Genomic DNA, 17815 nt, shown 5'->3' on the forward strand with positions numbered 1-17815 from the left:
GACCGAAAGTGATCCCGACAATGCCGAACCCGATCGGCCTGATCTCCATGCAGGTCGCGCGACCCTTCACCGCCGAGCATTTCGGCTGGTTCGAGCGGATCCGCGCCATGGGCTACGACTTCATCGAGCTGCTGGTGCCGGAGCCGGGCGAGCTGGACCTCGCCGAGACCCGCCGGGCGCTGGCCAGCGCCGGCCTTTCCGTCGTGCTCGCCGCCCGGGTCAACCTGCAGCGCAACCTGACCGGCGACGAGGCCGGCGCGCGCGAGGCCGGAGTCGAGTATCTGCGATACGCCGCCGACTGCGCCGAGAAGCTCGGCGCGCGCATCGTCGGCGGCCCGCTCTACGGCAACCCGCTGGTCTTCGCCGGACGGCCGCCGGCGCCGGTGCCGGAGGATCTGCGCCTGCGCCGCCGCGACTGGTGCGTCGACGGGCTGCGCCGGGCCGCCGACGCCGCCCGCGACCACGGGGTGACGCTGGCGGTCGAGCCGCTGAACCGGTTCGAGACCGACATCCTGTGCACCACCCGCCAGGGGCTGGAGCTGATCGACCGGGTCGGCCGGCCGGAGGTGCGGCTGATGCTCGACACCTTCCACATGCATATGGAGGAGGCGGATATCGCCGAGGCGATCCGCCTGGCCGGCGACCGCTTCGTCCATTTCCAGGCGAACGAGAACCATCGCGGCTTCATCGGCACCGGCGCCACCGACTGGGTGGCGGTGGCGCGGGCCCTGGCCGGCGCCGGCTATCAGGGTCCGATCTCGGTCGAGCCGTTCCGCCGAGACGACGACCGCTTCGGCGTGCCGATCGCGCAGTGGCGGCCGCCGCATGAGGACGAGACTGAAAAGCTGACGCAGAGCCTGGCCCTGCTGCGCGGCGCGCTGGCGATGGGAGGACACCGGCGATGACGCTGAAGATCGGCTGGATCGGCTGCGGCACCCACGCGACCCAGATGCTGCTGCCGCAGCTGACGCGCCATGATATCGAGCTCGCGGCGCTGTGCGATGTCGACGGCGCCAACCTGGCCCGCGCCGCCCGCCAGTTCGGCGTCCGCGCCGCCTATGCCGACCATCGCGACCTGCTGGCCCATCCGGGGCTGGACGCGGTCGGCATGGCGGTCGGCCCGGCGGCGCATCATGCCATCGGCCTCGCAGCGCTGGCCAAGGGGCTGCCGGTGTTCATGGAGAAGCCGCCCGGCGGCAATCCGGAGCAGGCGGAGGAGCTGCTGGCGGCCTCCGAACGCGCCGGCAAGCCGCTGGTGCTCGGCTTCATGAAGCGCTTCTCGATCGGCAACCGCATCGCCGGCAGTATCGTTCGCGGCGGCGAGTTCGGCCCGGTTCTGGGCTTCTATGGTTCCTACATGACGGCGCCGACCTATTTCCGCGGCGCGGTCGACTACAGCGGCTTCTTCCTGCATCACTGCGTCCACTACATGGACCTGCCGGCCTTCATGGCGGCGTCGCCGATCCGCGAGATCTCGGCGCGCAAGGTCGAGAACGGGCCGGGGCGCCTCTTGATGCACATCGCGCTGGGTTTCGACAGCGGTGCCATCGGCACCATCGTCATGGGCACGGTGCAGTCCCGCGGCACGCCGATGGAGTTCGTCCAGGTCATGGGCGACCACCACCGGCTGGAGGTGCGCAACGTGATCGACGTGACCTACTACCGCGACCCGCCCTTCAAGACGCAGGATCTCGGCGCCACCCTGTCTAACGCCCAGGACGCGCTGACCTGGTCGCCCAACTTCACCGCCGCCGCCAATGAGGATGTGAAGGGCTACCATGCTTTGCTGGAGGTGACGCTGAAAGCCTTCCGCGGCGAGGCAGCCGACGCCCCCACCATCCGCGACGGCGTCACAGCCATGCGGCACCTGCAGGAGCTGCGGCGGCAGGTCGGCGGATAGATCCGCGCTCTCGCCTCAGCCCACCACCGGCGCTGCCTTCTGCCGCGGATAGTCGTAGGCATTGACCTTCGAGGTCGAATAGCCGGCCCCCACCAGCGCCTCGGCGAATTTCAGGGCGGCGGTGACGCCGTCGATCACCGGCACGCCGGTCGCGGCCGTCAGCCGCTCGCACAGCCGCGACATGCCGGCGCAGCCCAGGATGATGGCCTCGGCCTGGTCGTCCCGCCTCGCGCGCCCGATCTCGTCGACCAGCAGGCGTTCGGCCAGCTCCGGCTCCTCCTCCAGTCCCAGGACCGGCAAGTTGATCGACCGCACCGACCGGCAGTGATGCCCGGCGCCATAGGCCTGCACGATGTCCTCGATGATCGGGACGGACCGCGGCAGCGTCGTGACCACCGAGAAGCGGCGGGCGATGGTCATCGCCACCTGCACCGCCGCCTGGCAGATGCCGATGACAGGGCCAGCCGCCACTTCCCGCGCCGCGTGCAGGCCGGGGTCGTCGAAGCAGGCGATGACATAGGCGTCGACCCCTTCGCTTTCGCCGGTCCGGATCTCGGACAGCATCCCCGGCACGGCCAGCGCCTCGTCCGCGCCGCCTTCGATGCTGACCGGCGTGCCGGCCGGATTCACGGCCGTCACCCGCGTCCCCGGCTGGGCGACCCGCAGGGCACTCTCCAGGGCCTGGGCCGTCATCGAGGCCGTCGAGTTCGGATTGATTAGGCGGATATGCACGGCGGCATCCTTATTCCGTGCGCCCCGATGCCTTGAGGACGTCCGCGATGGCGGGGGCCTTGAGCACGAACTGGCGGTCGGAGGTGATGTAGTTGTCGGCATGCAGCCGGGCGATCGGCTGATAGGTCTCCGGGTTGACGTAGCGGCCGGCGGCGTCGAGGCAGTCGCGCCGGACATGCATGTGCACCACCTCGCCCAGCACCAGCACGCGGCGTGGATAGTCGATCAGCCGCTCGACCCGGCATTCGAAGGTGCAGGGCGAGCTGGCGATGCGCTCGACATCAACCCTGGCGCAGGGCGTGGTGGACAGCCGCGCCATCTCCAGCTCGTCGACATCGCTGTCGAAGGCCAGGCCGCAGACCAGCATCTGCTGCGCCAGCGCCATGTCGACCATGCTGACCGCGAACTCGCCCGCGCGCCGGATGTTGGCGACGGTGTCCTTGTCCTGCCCCGACGGCCGCGGCTGGATGCCGAGGACGACGATCGGCGGTTCGTGCGAGAACACGTTGAAGAAGCTCATCGGCGCGGCGTTGCTGTGGCCGCCAGCGGAGCGGGTCGTCACCAGCGCGATCGGCCGCGGGCCGACGAAGTTGGTCAGCAGGCGGTAGCGGCTTTCCGCTTCCAGCGCGGTGAAATCGAATTCCATGGCACTCTGTGCTTGATCTTCCATGAATTGCCCACAATATTCGGAATTATTGTTCACAAACCAGACCGTCAAGCTGGCCGGATTCGGGTCTTGAGGGCGGGTGGCGATTATCCGTCACGGGTGGCGGGGACCAGGGTATGACCGAGCAGGCAGGCATCTCGATCCAGCAGATCGTCGAAAAGGTGTGGCTTTCGATCGCGGAGCGCCGGCTGCGGCCCGGCGTGCAGCTGAAGGAAAGCCAGATGGCCGAGATCTTCGACGTCAGCCGCGGCCGCATCCGCCAGGCCCTGACGGCGCTGGAGCGCGAAGGCCTGGTCACCATCATACCGAACCGCGGCGCCTTCGTGTGCCAGCCTTCGGCCGACGAGGCCCGGGATGTCTTCTCCGTCCGCCGCGCGGTCGAGCGCTGCGCCATCCAGCGTCTCGCCGGTACGATCTCGGCCGCCGGCCTGGAGAAGCTGCGCGGCCACGTCGCCCGCGAGCGGACGGCCAACGCCAATGACGTCACCACCGACATCATCAGGCTGTCCGGTGGCTTCCACCTGCTGATCGCTGAGCTGTCCGGGTCCGACTTCCTGTTCGGGATGATGCGGGACCTGATCTCGCGCACCTCCCTGATCACCGCCGTCTACCGCAACACCGCCCGCTTCAACTGCGGGCCGGATGAGCATGCCGAGATCGTCGAGGCGCTGGCCGCCGGCGACGTCGGAACCGCCATGCGGCTTATGGACCATCATCTCGAACATGTGGAGTCGGAGCTGGACCTCCGCGACGTCCGCGACCTTTCTCACGACCTGAAGGCTGCCCTGGCCTAGCACCGCCACCAGCATCGTCAGTCCTCCGCCAGGTGGCAGGCGATGCGCGTGCCGTCGGCGAGAACCCGCATCTCCGGCACCTCCGCCGCGCACCGTGCGGTGGCGAAGGGGCAGCGAGGATGGAAGGTGCAGCCGGAGGGGGGCTTGAGCGGGCTCGGCACCTCGCCGGCCGCGACCTCCCGGTCGCGATGCGGCTGCGCGATGTTCGGGATCGTCTCCAGCAGCAGCCTTGTGTAGGGGTGGCGCGGGCGGGCGAACAGCGCCTCGGTGTCGCCCTCCTCGACGATGCGGCCGAGATACATCACTGCGATCCGGTCCGACATGTGGCGGACGACACTGAGGTCGTGGCTGATGAACAGGTAGGTCAGCCCCAGCTCGTCCTGCAGCCGGCGCATCAGGTTCAGCACCTGGGCCTGCACCGAGACGTCAAGCGCCGAGGTCGGCTCGTCGCAGACCAGGAAGCGCGGCTCGCTGGCCAGCGCCCGCGCGATCGAGATGCGCTGCCGCTGCCCGCCCGAGAACTCATGCGGGAACTTGGCGCCGTCCGACGCCGAGAGGCCGACGGTGAGGAGCAGTTCTTCCACCCGCTCCGTGATCTCGGCGGCCGAGCCGCGCAGCTTCAGCTCCCGCAGCGGCTCGGCGATGATGCTGCGCACCCGCCAGCGCGGGTTCAGGGACGCGTAGGGGTCCTGGAAGATCATCTGCGCCGACAGCGGCGCGCCGTCCGGCCCAGGCGCGAATCGCATCTCGCCGCTGCTGGGCCTGTGCAGGCCGGTGACCAGCCGCGCGACGGTCGACTTGCCGCAGCCGCTTTCGCCGACCAGGCTGAGGCAGCCGCCCATCGGCGTGTCGAAGCTGACATCGTCGACCGCGCGCAGGATCTGCCGCGGCTTGCGCTCGATCACCCGGCTCAGCCAGGGCGGGGAGACGTCGAAGGTCTTGACCAGATGCTCGACGCGCAGCGCGGGCAAAGGGACCGAGGCGACGGTCATGCGGTGCCTCCTGCGTTCAGCCAGCAGGCGCTGGCGCCCTGACCCGCCGGGCTCATCTCCGGCCGCTCGCGCCGGCAGCGCGGCCCGGCCGACTGGCAGCGCGGATTGAAGGCGCAGCCGGGCGGGATGGCGTCCAGCCGCGGCATCGCCCCGTCGATCTGGTTCAGCCGCTCGACCCGGGCCCCGAGCGCCGGGATCGAGGCCATCAGGCCGCGCGTGTAGGGATGGGTCGGGGCCTGCAGCACCTGGTCGACGGGCCCGATCTCGACCAGCCGCCCGGCATACATCACGGCGATCTTGTCCGCCGTCTCGGCGATCACGCCCATATCGTGGGTCACCAGCATCACGGCGGTGAGCTTCTCCTTGCACAGCCGGCGTAGCAGCGCCGTGATCTGTGCCTGGATCGACACGTCCAGCGCCGTGGTCGGCTCGTCGGCGATCACCAGCTTCGGCGAGGCCGCCAGGGCCAGGGCGATGACCACGCGCTGGCGCATGCCGCCGGAGAACTGGTGCGGATACTGGTTCACCCGCTCCTCCGGCGACGGGATGCCGACATCCCGCAGCAGCGCCACCGCGCGGGCCCGCGCCTCGGACCTGCCGAGCCCGAGATGCAGGCGGATGGTCTCGACCAGTTGCGCGCCGACCGTGAACAGCGGGTTCAGCGAGGTCAGCGGGTCCTGGAAGATCGCGCCGATCTCCCGCCCCCGGATCGCCTGCATGCCGCGGTCGTCGAGCGTGTCGATGCGGCGGCCGGCGAGGTGGATCTCGCCCGCGGCGATGCGGCCCGGGCGCTCCAGCAGCCCCTGGATCGCCAGGCCGGTCATCGACTTGCCGGCGCCGGATTCGCCGACCACGCCCAGGATCTCGCCCGGCCGGATCGACAGGCTGACATCGGACAGCGCGGTGGCCACCCCGTGACGGCTCGGGAACTCCACCCTCAGGCCGCGGACCTCGAGGACGGCCGTCTCGCCAACCTCAACCATTCGCGTCCCCCTCGATCGGATAGCTCGGCGGGAAGATGTCCGAGACCGGCGGGTGGCCCCAGCTGCGCTCGGGGTATTTCGCGACCAGCCCGTCGAACTGAAGCTGCGCCCGGCGGCGCGCCGCTTTCATGTCGATGCCGGCCACCTCGCCGTCGCGCATGGACAGGCGGCCATCGACGAAGACGGCCCGGGTGACCTTGCCGGAGCCGCCGGCCACCAGGGTGGTGATCGGGTCGATCGACGGCGCCATCACCGGGTCGTCGAGGCCGAACACCGCGATGTCGGCCCGCGCGCCGGGAGCCAGCCGGCCGAGATCCTCGCGGCCGAGGGCCCGCGCCCCGCCCAGCGTGGCGGCGTCGAACAGGTCGGCGCAGCGCACCCGGTCCGGCGCCCGGTCGTTGATCCGGCAGGCGATCAGCCCGACCAGCAGGTTCATCAGCATATCGGCGGGCGCCGTGTCGGTGCCCATCGCGATGGTGATGCCGCGCTGCCGGCAGGCGGAGAAGGAGTTCAGGGTGTTGCCGCCGCGCGCCGAGACCAGCGGGCAATGCACAATCGACACGCCGTTTTCGGCATAGAGCCCGAGATCCTCGGCGGTGGCGCTGGTCGCGTGCGGCGCGATCAGCCGGTCGCTGAGCAGCCCGGCCCCCGCCAGCCGGGCCGGGGCGGTGGTGCCGTGCAAGGCCCGCACCGTCTCCACCTCCATCGCCCCCTGCGCCATGTGCAGGCGGATTTTGCAGCCGAGGTCGCGCGCCGCGGCGTCGGTGCGGCGCAGCAGATCGATGGTGCAGGTCTCGACCCGGTCGGGCGCCAGCAGGCCGCGGACGAGGTCGCCGTGGCGGCCGGACTGGCGGCCGATGAAGTCGACGGCATCGCTGAGGCCGGCCAGGCCCCGCGCCTCGTCGAACACCGGCACCATCCGGCCCGGCGCGTCCAGCACCATGCCGCCGGAGCGGTAGGCCGGGCTGAGATAGACCCGCAGGCCCAACTCGCCGGCCGCATCCGCCGCCGCCTCGAACTCGGCGACGGTCTCGCCCCACTCCCGGTAGAACAGCGAGGCGATCGGCGCCGCCGTGGTGATGCCGTTCAGCAGCAGCTGGCCGAAGGCGAAGCGCTTCTGGAACGCCAGCTCCTCGGCGGAATACATCTCGTAGGGGCCGGCCTCGACATAGGAGCGCGGCCATACCCGGCCCTTGGCCCAGCCCGGATGGTGGTCGATGCCGAGGATCGTGGTGTCGAGGTCCGACAGGGCGTCGAGGTCGATGAAGCCCGGACTGACCAGCGCGTCGCCGAAATCGATGCGCCGCGCCACCTCGCCCGGGAATCGGGATCCGGCGAACAGGACCTCCCCGCCCTCGATCACCACCTCGCCCTTCGGGATCAGGCGGTGGCCGCCCGCGCCGTGGCCCAGCACCCAGGCGGCGGTCAGCAGCGTGCGGCCGTCCGGCCGCCGGCCGAGCTCCAGCGCCTCCAGCCCCGGCGCGGTCATGGCATGTCCACCACGGCCAGGCCCTGGCGGGCGGTGACCCGGCCGCCCTTGACCACCAGCGGTCGCGGCGCGACCTCGACCACCGCATGGGCCAGGGTCTCGCCGGCCAGCAGCGTCAAATCCGCCCGGTCGCCCTGGCGCAGGCCGTAGCCTTCCAGCCGCATGACATCCGCGCCGCCCTGCGACACGACATGCAGCACGTGCTCCAGTTCATGGTCCTGGCGCAGCCCGTTCTTCATGCCGACGACCTTGGCGCGGTCCAGCATGTCCGGCTGGCCCCAGGGGCCCCAGGTGTCGCGGATGCCGTCGCAGCCGGCGCCGACCCGGATCCCCGCCTGCTTCAGCCGCATGATCGACGGCACCGTCGCCGACGGCGCGCCGGTGGTCAGGATGGCGATGTCGAGTTCGGCGATCCGCTCGATCAGCTGGCCGACGCGGAGATGGTCGTTCATGCCCAGCGCGAAGGCATGGCTGATCGCGACCTGGCCCTGCATGCCGTTGGCGCGGATGCGCTCGAAGATCAGCTCCATGGTGAAGGCGCCGAGGTCGCCGGCCTCGTGCAGATGGATGTCGATCGGCTTGCCGTGCTTCACCGCCAGCGCGAACAGGCCGTCCAGCTGGCCCTTGGGGTCGCGGTCGATGCCGCAGGGATCGATCCCGCCCAGCACCTCGCAGCCCTGGGCCAGCGCGGCGTCCAGCAGCTCCACCGTGCCCGGCATCACCATCACGCCGGACTGCGGGAAGGCGACGATCTCGATGTCGATGATGCCGGCCAGCCTCTCGCGCGTCTCCATCACCCCGTCCACCAGCGCCAGGCCGTGGGTCGGGTCGATGTCGACATGGCTGCGGATATGCGTGGCGCCATGCGCCGCCAGGCCGATGGCGTGGCGCATCGACTGGCGGTGCGGATCGATGCCGATGGCGGTGCGGTTCTCGCGCTCGAAATCGATCCGCTCGCGCAGCACGGCCCGTCGGTTGTTGACGTGCCAGGGCATGCCCCAGGTGGTCTTGTCGAGATGGGTGTGAGCGTCGATCAGCCCCGGGATGGCGATCGCGCCGCCGCCCTCCTCCACCGGCATCCCCGGCTCCGGCTCGAACCGCCCGATGCCGGCGATGCGGCCGCCGCGGACCAGCAGGTCGCAGGCTTCGGCCGCATAGGGGCGGATGTTGCGCAGCAGGAGGTCGTTCATCGGTCCTACCTCAGTTTCGGATTGAGCACGTCGCGCAGCCAGTCCCCCAGCAGGTTGACCGTGACGACGAGCAGGCACAGCTGGATTACCGGGAACAGCACGATCCACCATGAGCCCGAGAACAGATACTGGTTGCCGATCCGGATCAGCGTGCCCAGCGACGGCTGGCCCGGCGGCATGCCGATGCCGAGGAAGGACAGCGTCGCCTCGGTCAGGATCGCCATGCCGAAATTCAGCGTCGCCGCGACCAGGATCGGCGTCAGCGTGTTCGGCAGGATGTGGCGCGCCATGATCCGGCGGGCGGGCACCTTCAGCAGCCGCGCCGCCTGCACGTATTCCTTGCCGCGCTCGACGATGGTCTGGGCCCGCACGGTCCGCGCATATTGCACCCAGGCCGACAGGGCGATGGCCAGGATCAGCACGGCCGACGCGCCGATCTCGCGCAGATCGGCGGGCAGCATCTGGCGGACCACGGTCGACACCAGGATCGCGATCAGGATCGTCGGGATCGACAGGGTGATGTCGCCAAGGCGCATCAGGACGTTGTCGACGAAGCCGCCGAAGAAGCCGGAGACCAGCCCCGCGCTCATCCCGATCACCAGCGACAGCGCCACCGACGCCACGCCGATGACGATCGAGATGCGGGTGCCGTAGAGGATCGCCGACAGCATGTCCCGGCCCTGGGTGTCGGTGCCCAGCAGATAGGGCCATTCGCCGCCCTCCTGCCAGACCGGCGGCAGCTCGGCCTTCCACATGTCGAGCTGGGCGGCGTCATACGGGTTCTGCACCGCGAACAGCGGGGCCAGGAGGGCGGTCAGCACCAGCACGCCGAGGATCAGCGCCGCGGCCATCGCCGTCGGGCTGGCCGTGAAGGACCACCAGATATCGCTGTCGCGCAGGCGCCGCCCGAAGCCCCGCGGCACCGAGGGCGCCGCCGCCGGCTCGGGCTTGGTCACATCGGCTGTCATCGGTCCGGTCTCCCCGCGGTCAGCGCGCGTCGCGCAGGCGCGGATCGATCACCGCATAGGCGATGTCGACCAGCGTGTTCAGCGCGACGAAGATGAAGGAGATGATGCAGAGATAGGCCGCCATCACCGGGATATCGATGAAGGTCACGGCCTGGATGAACAGCATGCCCATGCCCGGCCATTGGAACACCGTCTCGGTGATCAGGGCGAAGGCGATCAGCGAGCCGATGTTCATCGCGGTCATGGTCACCACCGGCATCAGGCAGTTGCGCAGCGCGTGGCGGAAATGGATGCGCCAGCGCGGGACGCCACGGGCCCGCGCGAACTTGACGTAGTCCGAGCGCAGCACCTCCAGCATCTCGGCCCGGACCAGGCGCATGATCAAGGTGATCTGGTACAGCGACAGCGCGATCGCCGGCAGCAGCAGCGCGGCGCGGCCCGACGGAGTCAGCAGGCCGGTCGACCACCAGCCGATGGTCACCACCTGGCCCCGTCCGAAGGCCGGCAGCCAACCCAGGCTGACCGAGAACACCAGGATCAGGAGGATGCCGACGACGAAGCTGGGCAGCGAGACGCCGACGATCGACACGAATTGCAGCGATTCCGAATACCATCGGCCCCGCCGGATCGCGGTCAGCACCCCGAGCGGGATGCCGGCCACCAGCGAGATCACGGTGGCGACCAGCACCAGCTCCAGCGTCGCCGGGAAGCGGTCGGCGATCAGCCCCAGCACGTCCTGGCCGTTGCGGTAGGAGATGCCGAAATCGCCCTGTGCCGCGTGGACGACGAAGCGGCCGAACTGGGTGACGATGCCGTCGTTCAGGCCCAGCCGCTCGCGCAGCCCGTCCCGGTCGGCCTGGGTCATCTGCTCATTCGCCATCAGCTCGACCGGGTCCCCGGCCAGGCGGAAGATCAGGAAGGCCAGCATGGCCACGGCGAGCATGACCATGACGGCGTTGGCGATGCGGCTGAGGATGAAGACCAGCATGTCGGGCCTCGCGATCGTGGCCGGCGCGGGCTCATCCCGCGCCGGCCGTGAACCTAGTCGGCGAACCGGGTCAGCCAGTGGCGCGGCTTGTTGTCGGCCAACTGCGCGACGCTCGCGATCTCGTCGCTCATCACCCAGGCCATCGGCTGCTGGTGCAGCGGCAGCATCACGATCTCCGCCTTCGCCATCTCCAGCGCCCTGGTCTGCAGCGCCAGGCGCTTGCCGCGGTCCATCTCGGTCGAGGCCTGCACGATCAGCTTGTCGATCTCGGGATAGCTCCAGCCGCCCCAGTTGAAGACGCCGGCCTTGTCGGTCTTGGTCTCGATCATCTGCAGCAGGATGGAATAGCTGTCGAGCATCGGCTCGTTGGCCCAGCCGATCAGGTAGACATCCGCCAGCCCGCCGGTGCGCTTCGGCGCCTGGGCCGCCGTCGGCGCGATGTCGAGCTGCGGCTTGAAGCCCGCGCGGCTGAGCATGTTGACGATGCCCTGGCACAGCTCCTCCTCGTTCACATAGGCGTCGGTGGTGCACACCATGGTGAACGGCAGGTCGGTGGCGCCCGCCTCGGCCAGAAGCGCCTTCGCCTTGGCCGGGTCATAGGGGATGACCGCATCGAGCGCCTCGGTGTAGCCGGGGATCTCCGGCGCGATGATCGCGCCCGCGGTCCGCGACTTGCCGCGCATGATCCGCTTCTGGATCAGGTCTTTGTCCAGCGCGTAGGCGAAGGCCTGGCGGACGCGCAGGTCGTTGAACTTGTTGTCGTCGCCATTGGCCAGCTTCGGCTTGCGGTTGAAGCCGATCATCACGGTGCGGAGGTCGCTCCGCTCCATCACCTTCAGCCCGGGCTGAGCCGAAAGCCGCGGAAGATCCTGAGCCGGCGCGTTCTCGGTGAAGTTGATCTCGCCCGACAGCAGGGCGGCGACGCGCGTGGCCGGGGAGGTGATCGGCGTGAACTCGATGCGGTCGACATTGCCCTGCGGCTTGTCCCACCAGGCCGGGTTGCGGACCAGCACGGTCTTGCTGTCCGGCACCCGGCTTTCCAGCATGTAGGGGCCGGTGCCGTTGGTGTGATAGGTGGCGTAGCCCTCGATCTTGGCGCCGACATCGGTCGGCTTCAGCGAGTTGTTCTCGGCCAGCCAGCCCGCATCGAAGATGTGGATGTTGGTCAGGTCGTTCAGCAGCAGCGGATACGGCCCGACCAGTTCGATATCGACGGTATAGTCGTCGATCTTCCTGGCGCTCTTGTAGGCCGGCAGATTGCCGCGCAGCGGCGACACCGGGTCGCTGACCCGGGTCAGCGACGCCAGCACGTCGTCGGCCGTGAAATCCGCGCCGTCGTGGAACTTCACGCCTTTGCGGAGGTGGAACCGCCACACCGTGTCCGACACCGCCTCCCACGACGTCGCCAGGGCCGGCTCGATCTTCAGCTGGGCGTCGTAGCGGACGAGGCCTTCATAGACGTGGTTGAGGAAGGACAGGGTGTAGCTGTCGCCGTAGGAATACGGGTCCAGCGAGTAGATGTCGCGCGAGGCGCCCCATTTCAGCGTCTCGGCCTGGGCCGCGGTGGCCAGGCCCGCCGCGATCAGCCCGGCGAGGGCCAGTGTCCTGAACATGCCATTCGTCTCCCTGTTTGAGGACCCCGTCCCCTGGCGGGGATCTTTTCGGATCGTGGAAAGGCCTTCGGATCAGCCGCCGATCCGGGTCAGCCAGTGGCGCGGCTTGTTGTCGGCCCGGATCACCACGTCCGTGACCCGGTCGGACATCGCCCAGGCCATCGGCTGCTGGTGCAGCGGAACCATGATCAGCTCGTCCTTGGCCAGTTTCAGCGCGGCGGTCTCGATCTCCAGGCGCTTCGCCCGGTCGGGCTCGTTCGCGGCCTGCCCGACCATCCGGTCGAGCTCCGGATAGGACCAGCCGCCGTAATTGGCGACGCCGGCCGCGCCCTGGCGGGTCGACAGCACCTGCACCAGCAGCGAATAGGCGTCGAGGGTGGGCTCGTTGGCCCAGCCGATCATGTACACGTCCGGCCGGCCGCTGGAACGCTTCGGCGCCTGCGCGGCCCGCGGGCCGATGTCGAGGCTGGGCCTGAAGCCCGCCCGGCTGAGCATGTTGACGATGCCGGCGCAGACGTCCTCCTCATTCATGCTCTCATCGTTCATGCAGAGATAGGTGAAGGCCAGACCGGTCTGCGCCGCCTCGTCCAGCAGCTTGCGCGACAGCTCCGGGTCGTAGCTGGCCGGCTCGTCCAGCGCGGCGCTGTAGCCCGGGATCTCCGGCGCCACCAGGGTCCCGGCGGGATGGGCCAGGCCGCGCATCACCTTCTTGTTGATCAGGTTGCGGTCGATGGCATGGTCGAAGGCCTGGCGCACCCGGATGTCGTTGAACGGGTTGGCCCGGCCATCCGCCAGCGTGTCCCGGCGGTTGAAGGCGATCGAGATCGTCCGCAGGTCCGACCGCTTGTCGACCTTGATGCCGGGGGCAGCCTCCAGCCGCGGCAGGTCTTGGATGGGCGCGGCGTCGACCAAGTCGACCTCGCCCGACAGCAGCGCCGCGACCCGCGTGGCCGCGGAGCCGATCGGCGTGAACTCGATCCGGTCCAGGTTGTGCTTCTTCTCGTCCCACCACTGGTCGTTGACCACCAGCACCGTCTTGCTGTCCGGCACCCGGCTTTCCAGCTTGAACGGGCCGGTGCCGTTGGTGTGGTACGTCGCGTAACCCTCGACCTTGGCGCCGACATCGGTCGGCTTCTCGCTATCGTTGTCGGCCAGCCACTGCGCGTCGAACATGAAGATGTTCGTCATGTCGTTCAGGAACAGCGGCGATGGCGACGACACCGCGATATCGACCGTGTAGTCGTCGACCTTGGTCGCGCCGGCATAGAGCGGGATGTTGCCGCGCAGCGGCGATGCCGGGTCGCTGACCCGCTTCATCGAGGCGATCACGTCATCCGCGGTGAAGTCGGCGCCGTTGTGGAACTTGACGCCCCGGCGCAGCGTGAACCGCCACACCTTGCCGTCGATCAGGTGCCATTCCGTGGCCAGTGCCGGCACCACCTCGAATTCGGGCGTGTATCGCACTAGGCCTTCATAGATGTGGTTCAGGAAGGCGAGATTGGACGTCGACCCGTAGGAATATGGGTCGAGCGAGAAGATGTCCCGCTGCCCCGCCCAGCGCAGCGTTTCGGCCTGCGCCGCGCCGGCCAGCAGCCCGAGCGACACCACCCCTGCGAAAAGCCCGCGACCGACGCGCATCGATGCCCCCTGTCTGATTTTCAGACATCCATAGCGACGCGTCGGAAACTATGTCAACATGATTGTTAACAATTTTATCTCAGCACGAAGATCTTTCTGTCGACAAATTGGCGAAGTGAGGAGATCAGGCGCATGGCTGGCAGCCACGCCGGATTGCAGACGCAACGAAGGATGACAGTCAGGCGGCTGCGGTCGGGACCACGGAGGCTTCTGCAGGCCATGCCGCGCAACGGGATCGCCAGCGATTGGCTCGCGCCACGAGATTAATATAACTTTATTTTTTAGTTATTTTGATTCTATTGACACACTAGATTTAATGTATGACGTTTGAAATCAGTCCGCCTTGTAAAAGCAAGGCGTCTCCAATCGCACAGCTTCGACACGACGATGGCCCTGACCTCCGACATCCTGCCCATCTCTCCGCTGGCCCGGCTGCCCGAGGACACCGCTGCGCGGGACGCGGCGGTCGCGGCCGTGCTCGAAGGTGCTGCCTTCGCCGGTGCCCGCGGCTGGGTGCCGGCCACCAGCGGCAACTTCTCGGCCCGGATCGATGCCGATGAGATCGCCATCACCGCCACCGGCACCGACAAGGCCCGGCTGACCCGTGACGATATCATCAGCGTGTCGCTGGCCGATCCGGCGCATCCGCGCGCCTCGGCCGAGGCGCCGCTGCATGTCGATCTTTACCGGGCGTTCCCGGAGATCGCGGCGATCTTCCATGTGCACAGCCCGGCGGCGACGCTGCTGTCGCTGGCCGACGCCCCGAAGGGCGCGGTGCGGATCCAGGGCTTCGAGCTGCAGAAGGCGCTGGCAGGCGTGAAGACGCATGAGGTCGCGCTCGACATCCCGGTCTTCGCCAATTCGCAGGACATGGCCGTGCTGGGCCCGCAGGTGCTGGCGCGGCTGGGCGGCGCCCCTGCCGTTCCGGGCTATCTCCTGGCCGGGCACGGGCTCTATGCCTGGGGCCGCACCGCGGCCGAGGCGCGGCGCCATCTCGAGGCGCTGGAGGTCCTGCTGGGATTCGAGTTCGAGCGACGGAGGCTGCAGCCGTGACCCGGCTCTATGTCTATGACGAGACCAACCCCGCGGCGCTGCTGGTGGACACCGAGGACGGTGCGGCGATCGCACGCGAGCTGAACGCCATCGGCGTGCGGTTCGAACGCTGGGAGGCGAGCGCGCCGCTGGCCGCCGATGCCGACCAGGACGCCGTGATCGCGGCCTACAAGCCCGAGATCGACCGGCTGAAGGCCGAATGCGGTTACAGATCGGTCGACGTGGTGCGGATGCAGCCGGACCACCCGCAGCGCGAGGCCTTCCGCGAGAAGTTCCTGGACGAGCACACCCACAGCGAGGACGAGGTCCGGTTCTTCGTCGAGGGCTCCGGCGCCTTCTACCTGCGCAAGGCCGGCCGGGTGTTCAAGGTGGTTTGTACCAAGGACGACCTGATCAGCGTGCCCGCCGGCACCACCCATTGGTTCGACATGGGCCCGGCGCCGCGCTTCACCGCCATCCGCCTGTTCGAGAACAGCGACGGCTGGATCGCGAAGTTCACCGGCGACACCATCGCCCGCCGCTTTCCGCTCTACGCCGGCTGACCGGGCCGAGGGGCGCCTGCCCCCTCACCCTCCCGTCGCTGACGCGACGGGCCCCTCCCTCTCCCCGAGAAGAGGGGAACCGAGTGCCGCCATCCTTTACCTCTCCCCCGGGGAGAGGTCGAAATCGCGCAGCGATTTCGGGTGAGGGGCGGCTCCGGCCCATCCGCCTGCATCCCTTCAGGATCCACCGCCATGACCACCTTCCGCGACCACACCGTCCCATTCGGCCGCCGGCGCTTCATGGCCGGGGCCTCGGCCGGCGCCCTCGGGCTCGGCCTGTCCGGCACGCCGCTCGGCCGAGCCTTCGCCCAGGCGAAGCGCTTCGACGGCCAGAGCCTGAACCTGATGATCATCCAGCCGCATGTCGTGGCCGGGCGGTACCTGGCCGAGGCGTGGGAGAAGCTGACCGGCGGCAAGATCAACGTCACCGCCGTGCCCTACGACCAGCTGCAGGCCAAGGCGACGCTGGACGTGCAATCCGGCACCAACAATTTCGACGTGATCGACTACTGGTACACCGGCGTCGGCGCGCTGGCGAATGACGGCATCATCGTCGATGTCACCGACCGGATCGAGCGCGACCGCGCCGAGATCCAGCCCGACGACTATCTGCGCTCGATCTACGACCCCTACACCCTGGCCGGCGGCAAGCGCTGGGGCCTGCCCTATGACGGCGACAGCCACCTGCTGTTCTACAACACCGAGATCTTCGGCCGGCACGGGCTGACGGCACCGACCACCTGGGACGAGTATCTGGAGCGGTCGAAGGCGATCACCGAGGCCGAGAAGACCAACGGCATCTACGGCGCCGCGGTGCTGGGCGGCAAGGCGCCGATCATCATCGGCGCGTCCTACACCAACCGCCTGGCCGGCTTCGGCGGCCGCTACCTGAAGGAGGACGGATCCTCCGCCCTGGACGAATCCGCGGCGGTCGAAGCGGCGAAGGCGCTGAAGGACGCTGCGCCCTCGGCCCTGCCGACGCCGCTGGAGACGCGGTTCGAGGAAGGCCTGCCGGCCTTCTTGTCCGGCAAGGTCGCGATGATCGAGTTCTGGAGCGACCTCGGCGTCTATGCCCAGGACCCGAAGGGCTCGAAGATCGTCGACAAATGGGACGCGGTGCGGATCCCGGTCGGCGGCGCCAACAAGACCAGCCGCCTGGCGCTCAACTCCGGCTTTGCCTTCGCCATCTCCTCGGGCTCCCAGAAGCAGGACCATGCCTGGGAGTTCATCAAGTTCGCCACCAGCGCCAAGACTGGCCTCGGCCTGCTGCTGACCACTGGCAGCGGCATCGACCCGGACCGGACCTCCACGCTGAACGCTCCGGAATACAAGGCCTTCGCGCCGAAGGTGCAGACCGCGCTGGCCGGGGCGCTGGAGAACGGCCTGCCCTGGCCGAACGGCCCGGAATCGCCGCAGCTGATGCAGGTGCTGGCCGATGAGCTGGCCCTGGTGCTGGCCGACCAGAAGGCGCCGGAGGAGGCGATCGCGGCCGCGCACCAGCAGTGGACCTCGATCATCGGTTCGTGATGGCCCTGGCGGAGAGCATCGACACGGCCCGAGCGGAAGCGCCGGCGCGGCGCCGGCGGTGGCGGCTGGGGAACAGGTCCCTGGCCGCGCCGCTGGTGGCGATGCTGGTGCTGACCACGCTGTACCCGCTGGTGGCGCTGGTCGCCCTGTCCGTCAGCAAGAGCACGCTCGGCAAGCCGCTGCGCGACTGGGCCGGCATCGCCAACTTCGCGCGGGTGCTGGGCGACCCGGCATTCCTGGCCTCGCTGTGGCGCAGCGCCGCCTTTGCCTTCCCGATGGCGGCGGTGGAGCTGGTGCTGGGCCTGGCGCTGGCCCTCTTGTTCCACCGGCTGGTCAAGGCCGGACGGGTGCTGACCAGCCTGGCGCTGCTGCCGCTGATGACTCCGCCGGTGATGGTCGGCGTCGCCTGGAAGCTGATCTTCGCCGCCGATGGCGGCCTGCTGAACGGCTGGCTGCGCGCCGCCGGGCTGACCGACGCGCCGATGAGCTTCCTCGGCTCCTCCACCTGGGCCGCCGTCGCCATCGTCGTCGCGGATGCCTGGCAGTGGACGCCCTTCGTCGCGTTGTTGTGCTTCGCCGCGATCAAGGGCTTGTCGGAGGAGGTGATGGAGGCGGCCCGGCTGGACGGCGCCACAACCTGGCAGCGCTTCCGCCACATCACCCTGCCGCTGCTGGTGCCGACGCTGGCCGCCGTGTTCCTGCTGCGGCTGGTGATGGCGCTCAAGCTGTTCGACTTGGT

Annotated in this window: 17 protein-coding genes; 7 read left to right on the forward strand and 10 right to left on the reverse strand. The window is 69.1% G+C overall.

All coding sequences use genetic code 11. From position 1 onward, the window contains the following. Positions 1–20 precede the first annotated feature (20 nt). Both ABDW35_RS04285 and ABDW35_RS04290 read left to right on the forward strand, forming a co-directional pair. Entirely contained in the window at positions 21–905 is an 885-nt protein-coding gene (locus ABDW35_RS04285) for a sugar phosphate isomerase/epimerase family protein (protein ID WP_343712611.1), read from the forward strand. Beyond that, positions 902–1900: a Gfo/Idh/MocA family oxidoreductase gene (locus ABDW35_RS04290; RefSeq protein WP_343712612.1), complete on the forward strand. Its 999-nt coding sequence runs from the start codon at positions 902–904 to the stop codon at positions 1898–1900. Before ABDW35_RS04285 ends, ABDW35_RS04290 begins: the two co-directional genes overlap by 4 nt. Positions 1901–1915: 15 nt before the next feature. Here ABDW35_RS04290 and ABDW35_RS04295 read toward each other — a convergent pair whose 3' ends face one another. Continuing rightward, positions 1916–2632, reverse strand: a complete 717-nt coding sequence (locus ABDW35_RS04295) for an aspartate/glutamate racemase family protein (protein WP_343712613.1) — start codon at positions 2630–2632, stop codon at positions 1916–1918. A 10-nt stretch (positions 2633–2642) separates the two neighbouring features. Continuing rightward, on the reverse strand, positions 2643–3278 hold the full coding sequence (locus ABDW35_RS04300) for a flavin reductase family protein (protein ID WP_343712614.1): 636 nt from the start codon (positions 3276–3278) through the stop codon (positions 2643–2645). Positions 3279–3415: 137 nt separating this feature from the next. Here ABDW35_RS04300 and ABDW35_RS04305 point away from each other — a divergent pair, with 137 nt between their 5' ends. After that, positions 3416–4093, forward strand: a complete 678-nt coding sequence (locus ABDW35_RS04305) for a GntR family transcriptional regulator (RefSeq protein ID WP_343712615.1) — start codon at positions 3416–3418, stop codon at positions 4091–4093. A gap of 17 nt (positions 4094–4110) precedes the next feature. On the opposite strand, the gene ABDW35_RS04310 is transcribed toward ABDW35_RS04305, so the two are convergent. The 8 genes from ABDW35_RS04310 to ABDW35_RS04345 form a co-directional block, all read right to left on the reverse strand. Further along, complete coding sequence (locus ABDW35_RS04310) at positions 4111–5085, reverse strand: oligopeptide/dipeptide ABC transporter ATP-binding protein (RefSeq protein ID WP_343712616.1); 975 nt, start codon at positions 5083–5085, stop codon at positions 4111–4113. Continuing rightward, positions 5082–6068 carry an ABC transporter ATP-binding protein gene (locus ABDW35_RS04315; protein ID WP_343712617.1) on the reverse strand — a complete coding sequence of 329 codons (987 nt, stop codon included), beginning with the start codon at positions 6066–6068 and terminating at the stop codon, positions 5082–5084. Before ABDW35_RS04315 ends, ABDW35_RS04310 begins: the two co-directional genes overlap by 4 nt. Continuing rightward, complete coding sequence (locus tag ABDW35_RS04320) at positions 6061–7557, reverse strand: amidohydrolase family protein (protein ID WP_343712618.1); 1497 nt, start codon at positions 7555–7557, stop codon at positions 6061–6063. The genes ABDW35_RS04315 and ABDW35_RS04320 overlap by 8 nt, the downstream gene beginning before the upstream one ends. Then, a complete protein-coding gene (locus ABDW35_RS04325) occupies positions 7554–8747 on the reverse strand; it encodes an amidohydrolase family protein (protein ID WP_343712619.1) in 1194 nt (397 codons plus the stop codon). Before ABDW35_RS04325 ends, ABDW35_RS04320 begins: the two co-directional genes overlap by 4 nt. Before the next feature lie 5 nt (positions 8748–8752). Next, on the reverse strand, positions 8753–9715 hold the full coding sequence (locus ABDW35_RS04330) for an ABC transporter permease (RefSeq protein ID WP_343712620.1): 963 nt from the start codon (positions 9713–9715) through the stop codon (positions 8753–8755). A gap of 19 nt (positions 9716–9734) precedes the next feature. Continuing rightward, complete coding sequence (locus ABDW35_RS04335) at positions 9735–10703, reverse strand: ABC transporter permease (protein ID WP_343712621.1); 969 nt, start codon at positions 10701–10703, stop codon at positions 9735–9737. Positions 10704–10756: 53 nt separating this feature from the next. Beyond that, entirely contained in the window at positions 10757–12316 is a 1560-nt protein-coding gene (locus ABDW35_RS04340; RefSeq protein ID WP_343712622.1) for an ABC transporter substrate-binding protein, read from the reverse strand. 72 nt (positions 12317–12388) lie between these two features. Next, complete coding sequence (locus tag ABDW35_RS04345; protein WP_343712623.1) at positions 12389–13954, reverse strand: ABC transporter substrate-binding protein; 1566 nt, start codon at positions 13952–13954, stop codon at positions 12389–12391. Positions 13955–14341: 387 nt separating this feature from the next. Between ABDW35_RS04345 and ABDW35_RS04350 the strand changes: the two genes are divergently transcribed. From ABDW35_RS04350 to ABDW35_RS04365, 4 genes are all read left to right on the forward strand, one after another. Then, positions 14342–15007 carry a methylthioribulose 1-phosphate dehydratase gene (locus ABDW35_RS04350; protein WP_343712624.1) on the forward strand — a complete coding sequence of 222 codons (666 nt, stop codon included), beginning with the start codon at positions 14342–14344 and terminating at the stop codon, positions 15005–15007. Further along, complete coding sequence (locus tag ABDW35_RS04355) at positions 15004–15549, forward strand: acireductone dioxygenase (protein WP_343712625.1); 546 nt, start codon at positions 15004–15006, stop codon at positions 15547–15549. The genes ABDW35_RS04350 and ABDW35_RS04355 overlap by 4 nt, the downstream gene beginning before the upstream one ends. Before the next feature lie 192 nt (positions 15550–15741). Then, positions 15742–17076: a sugar ABC transporter substrate-binding protein gene (locus ABDW35_RS04360; RefSeq protein ID WP_343712626.1), complete on the forward strand. Its 1335-nt coding sequence runs from the start codon at positions 15742–15744 to the stop codon at positions 17074–17076. Further along, on the forward strand, positions 17076–17815 hold a 740-nt coding region (locus ABDW35_RS04365), incomplete at its 3' end, for a sugar ABC transporter permease (protein WP_343712627.1). The genes ABDW35_RS04360 and ABDW35_RS04365, both read left to right, overlap by 1 nt.

This window comes from Inquilinus sp. (genome assembly GCF_039594555.1).
Classification (GTDB): domain Bacteria; phylum Pseudomonadota; class Alphaproteobacteria; order DSM-16000; family Inquilinaceae; genus Inquilinus.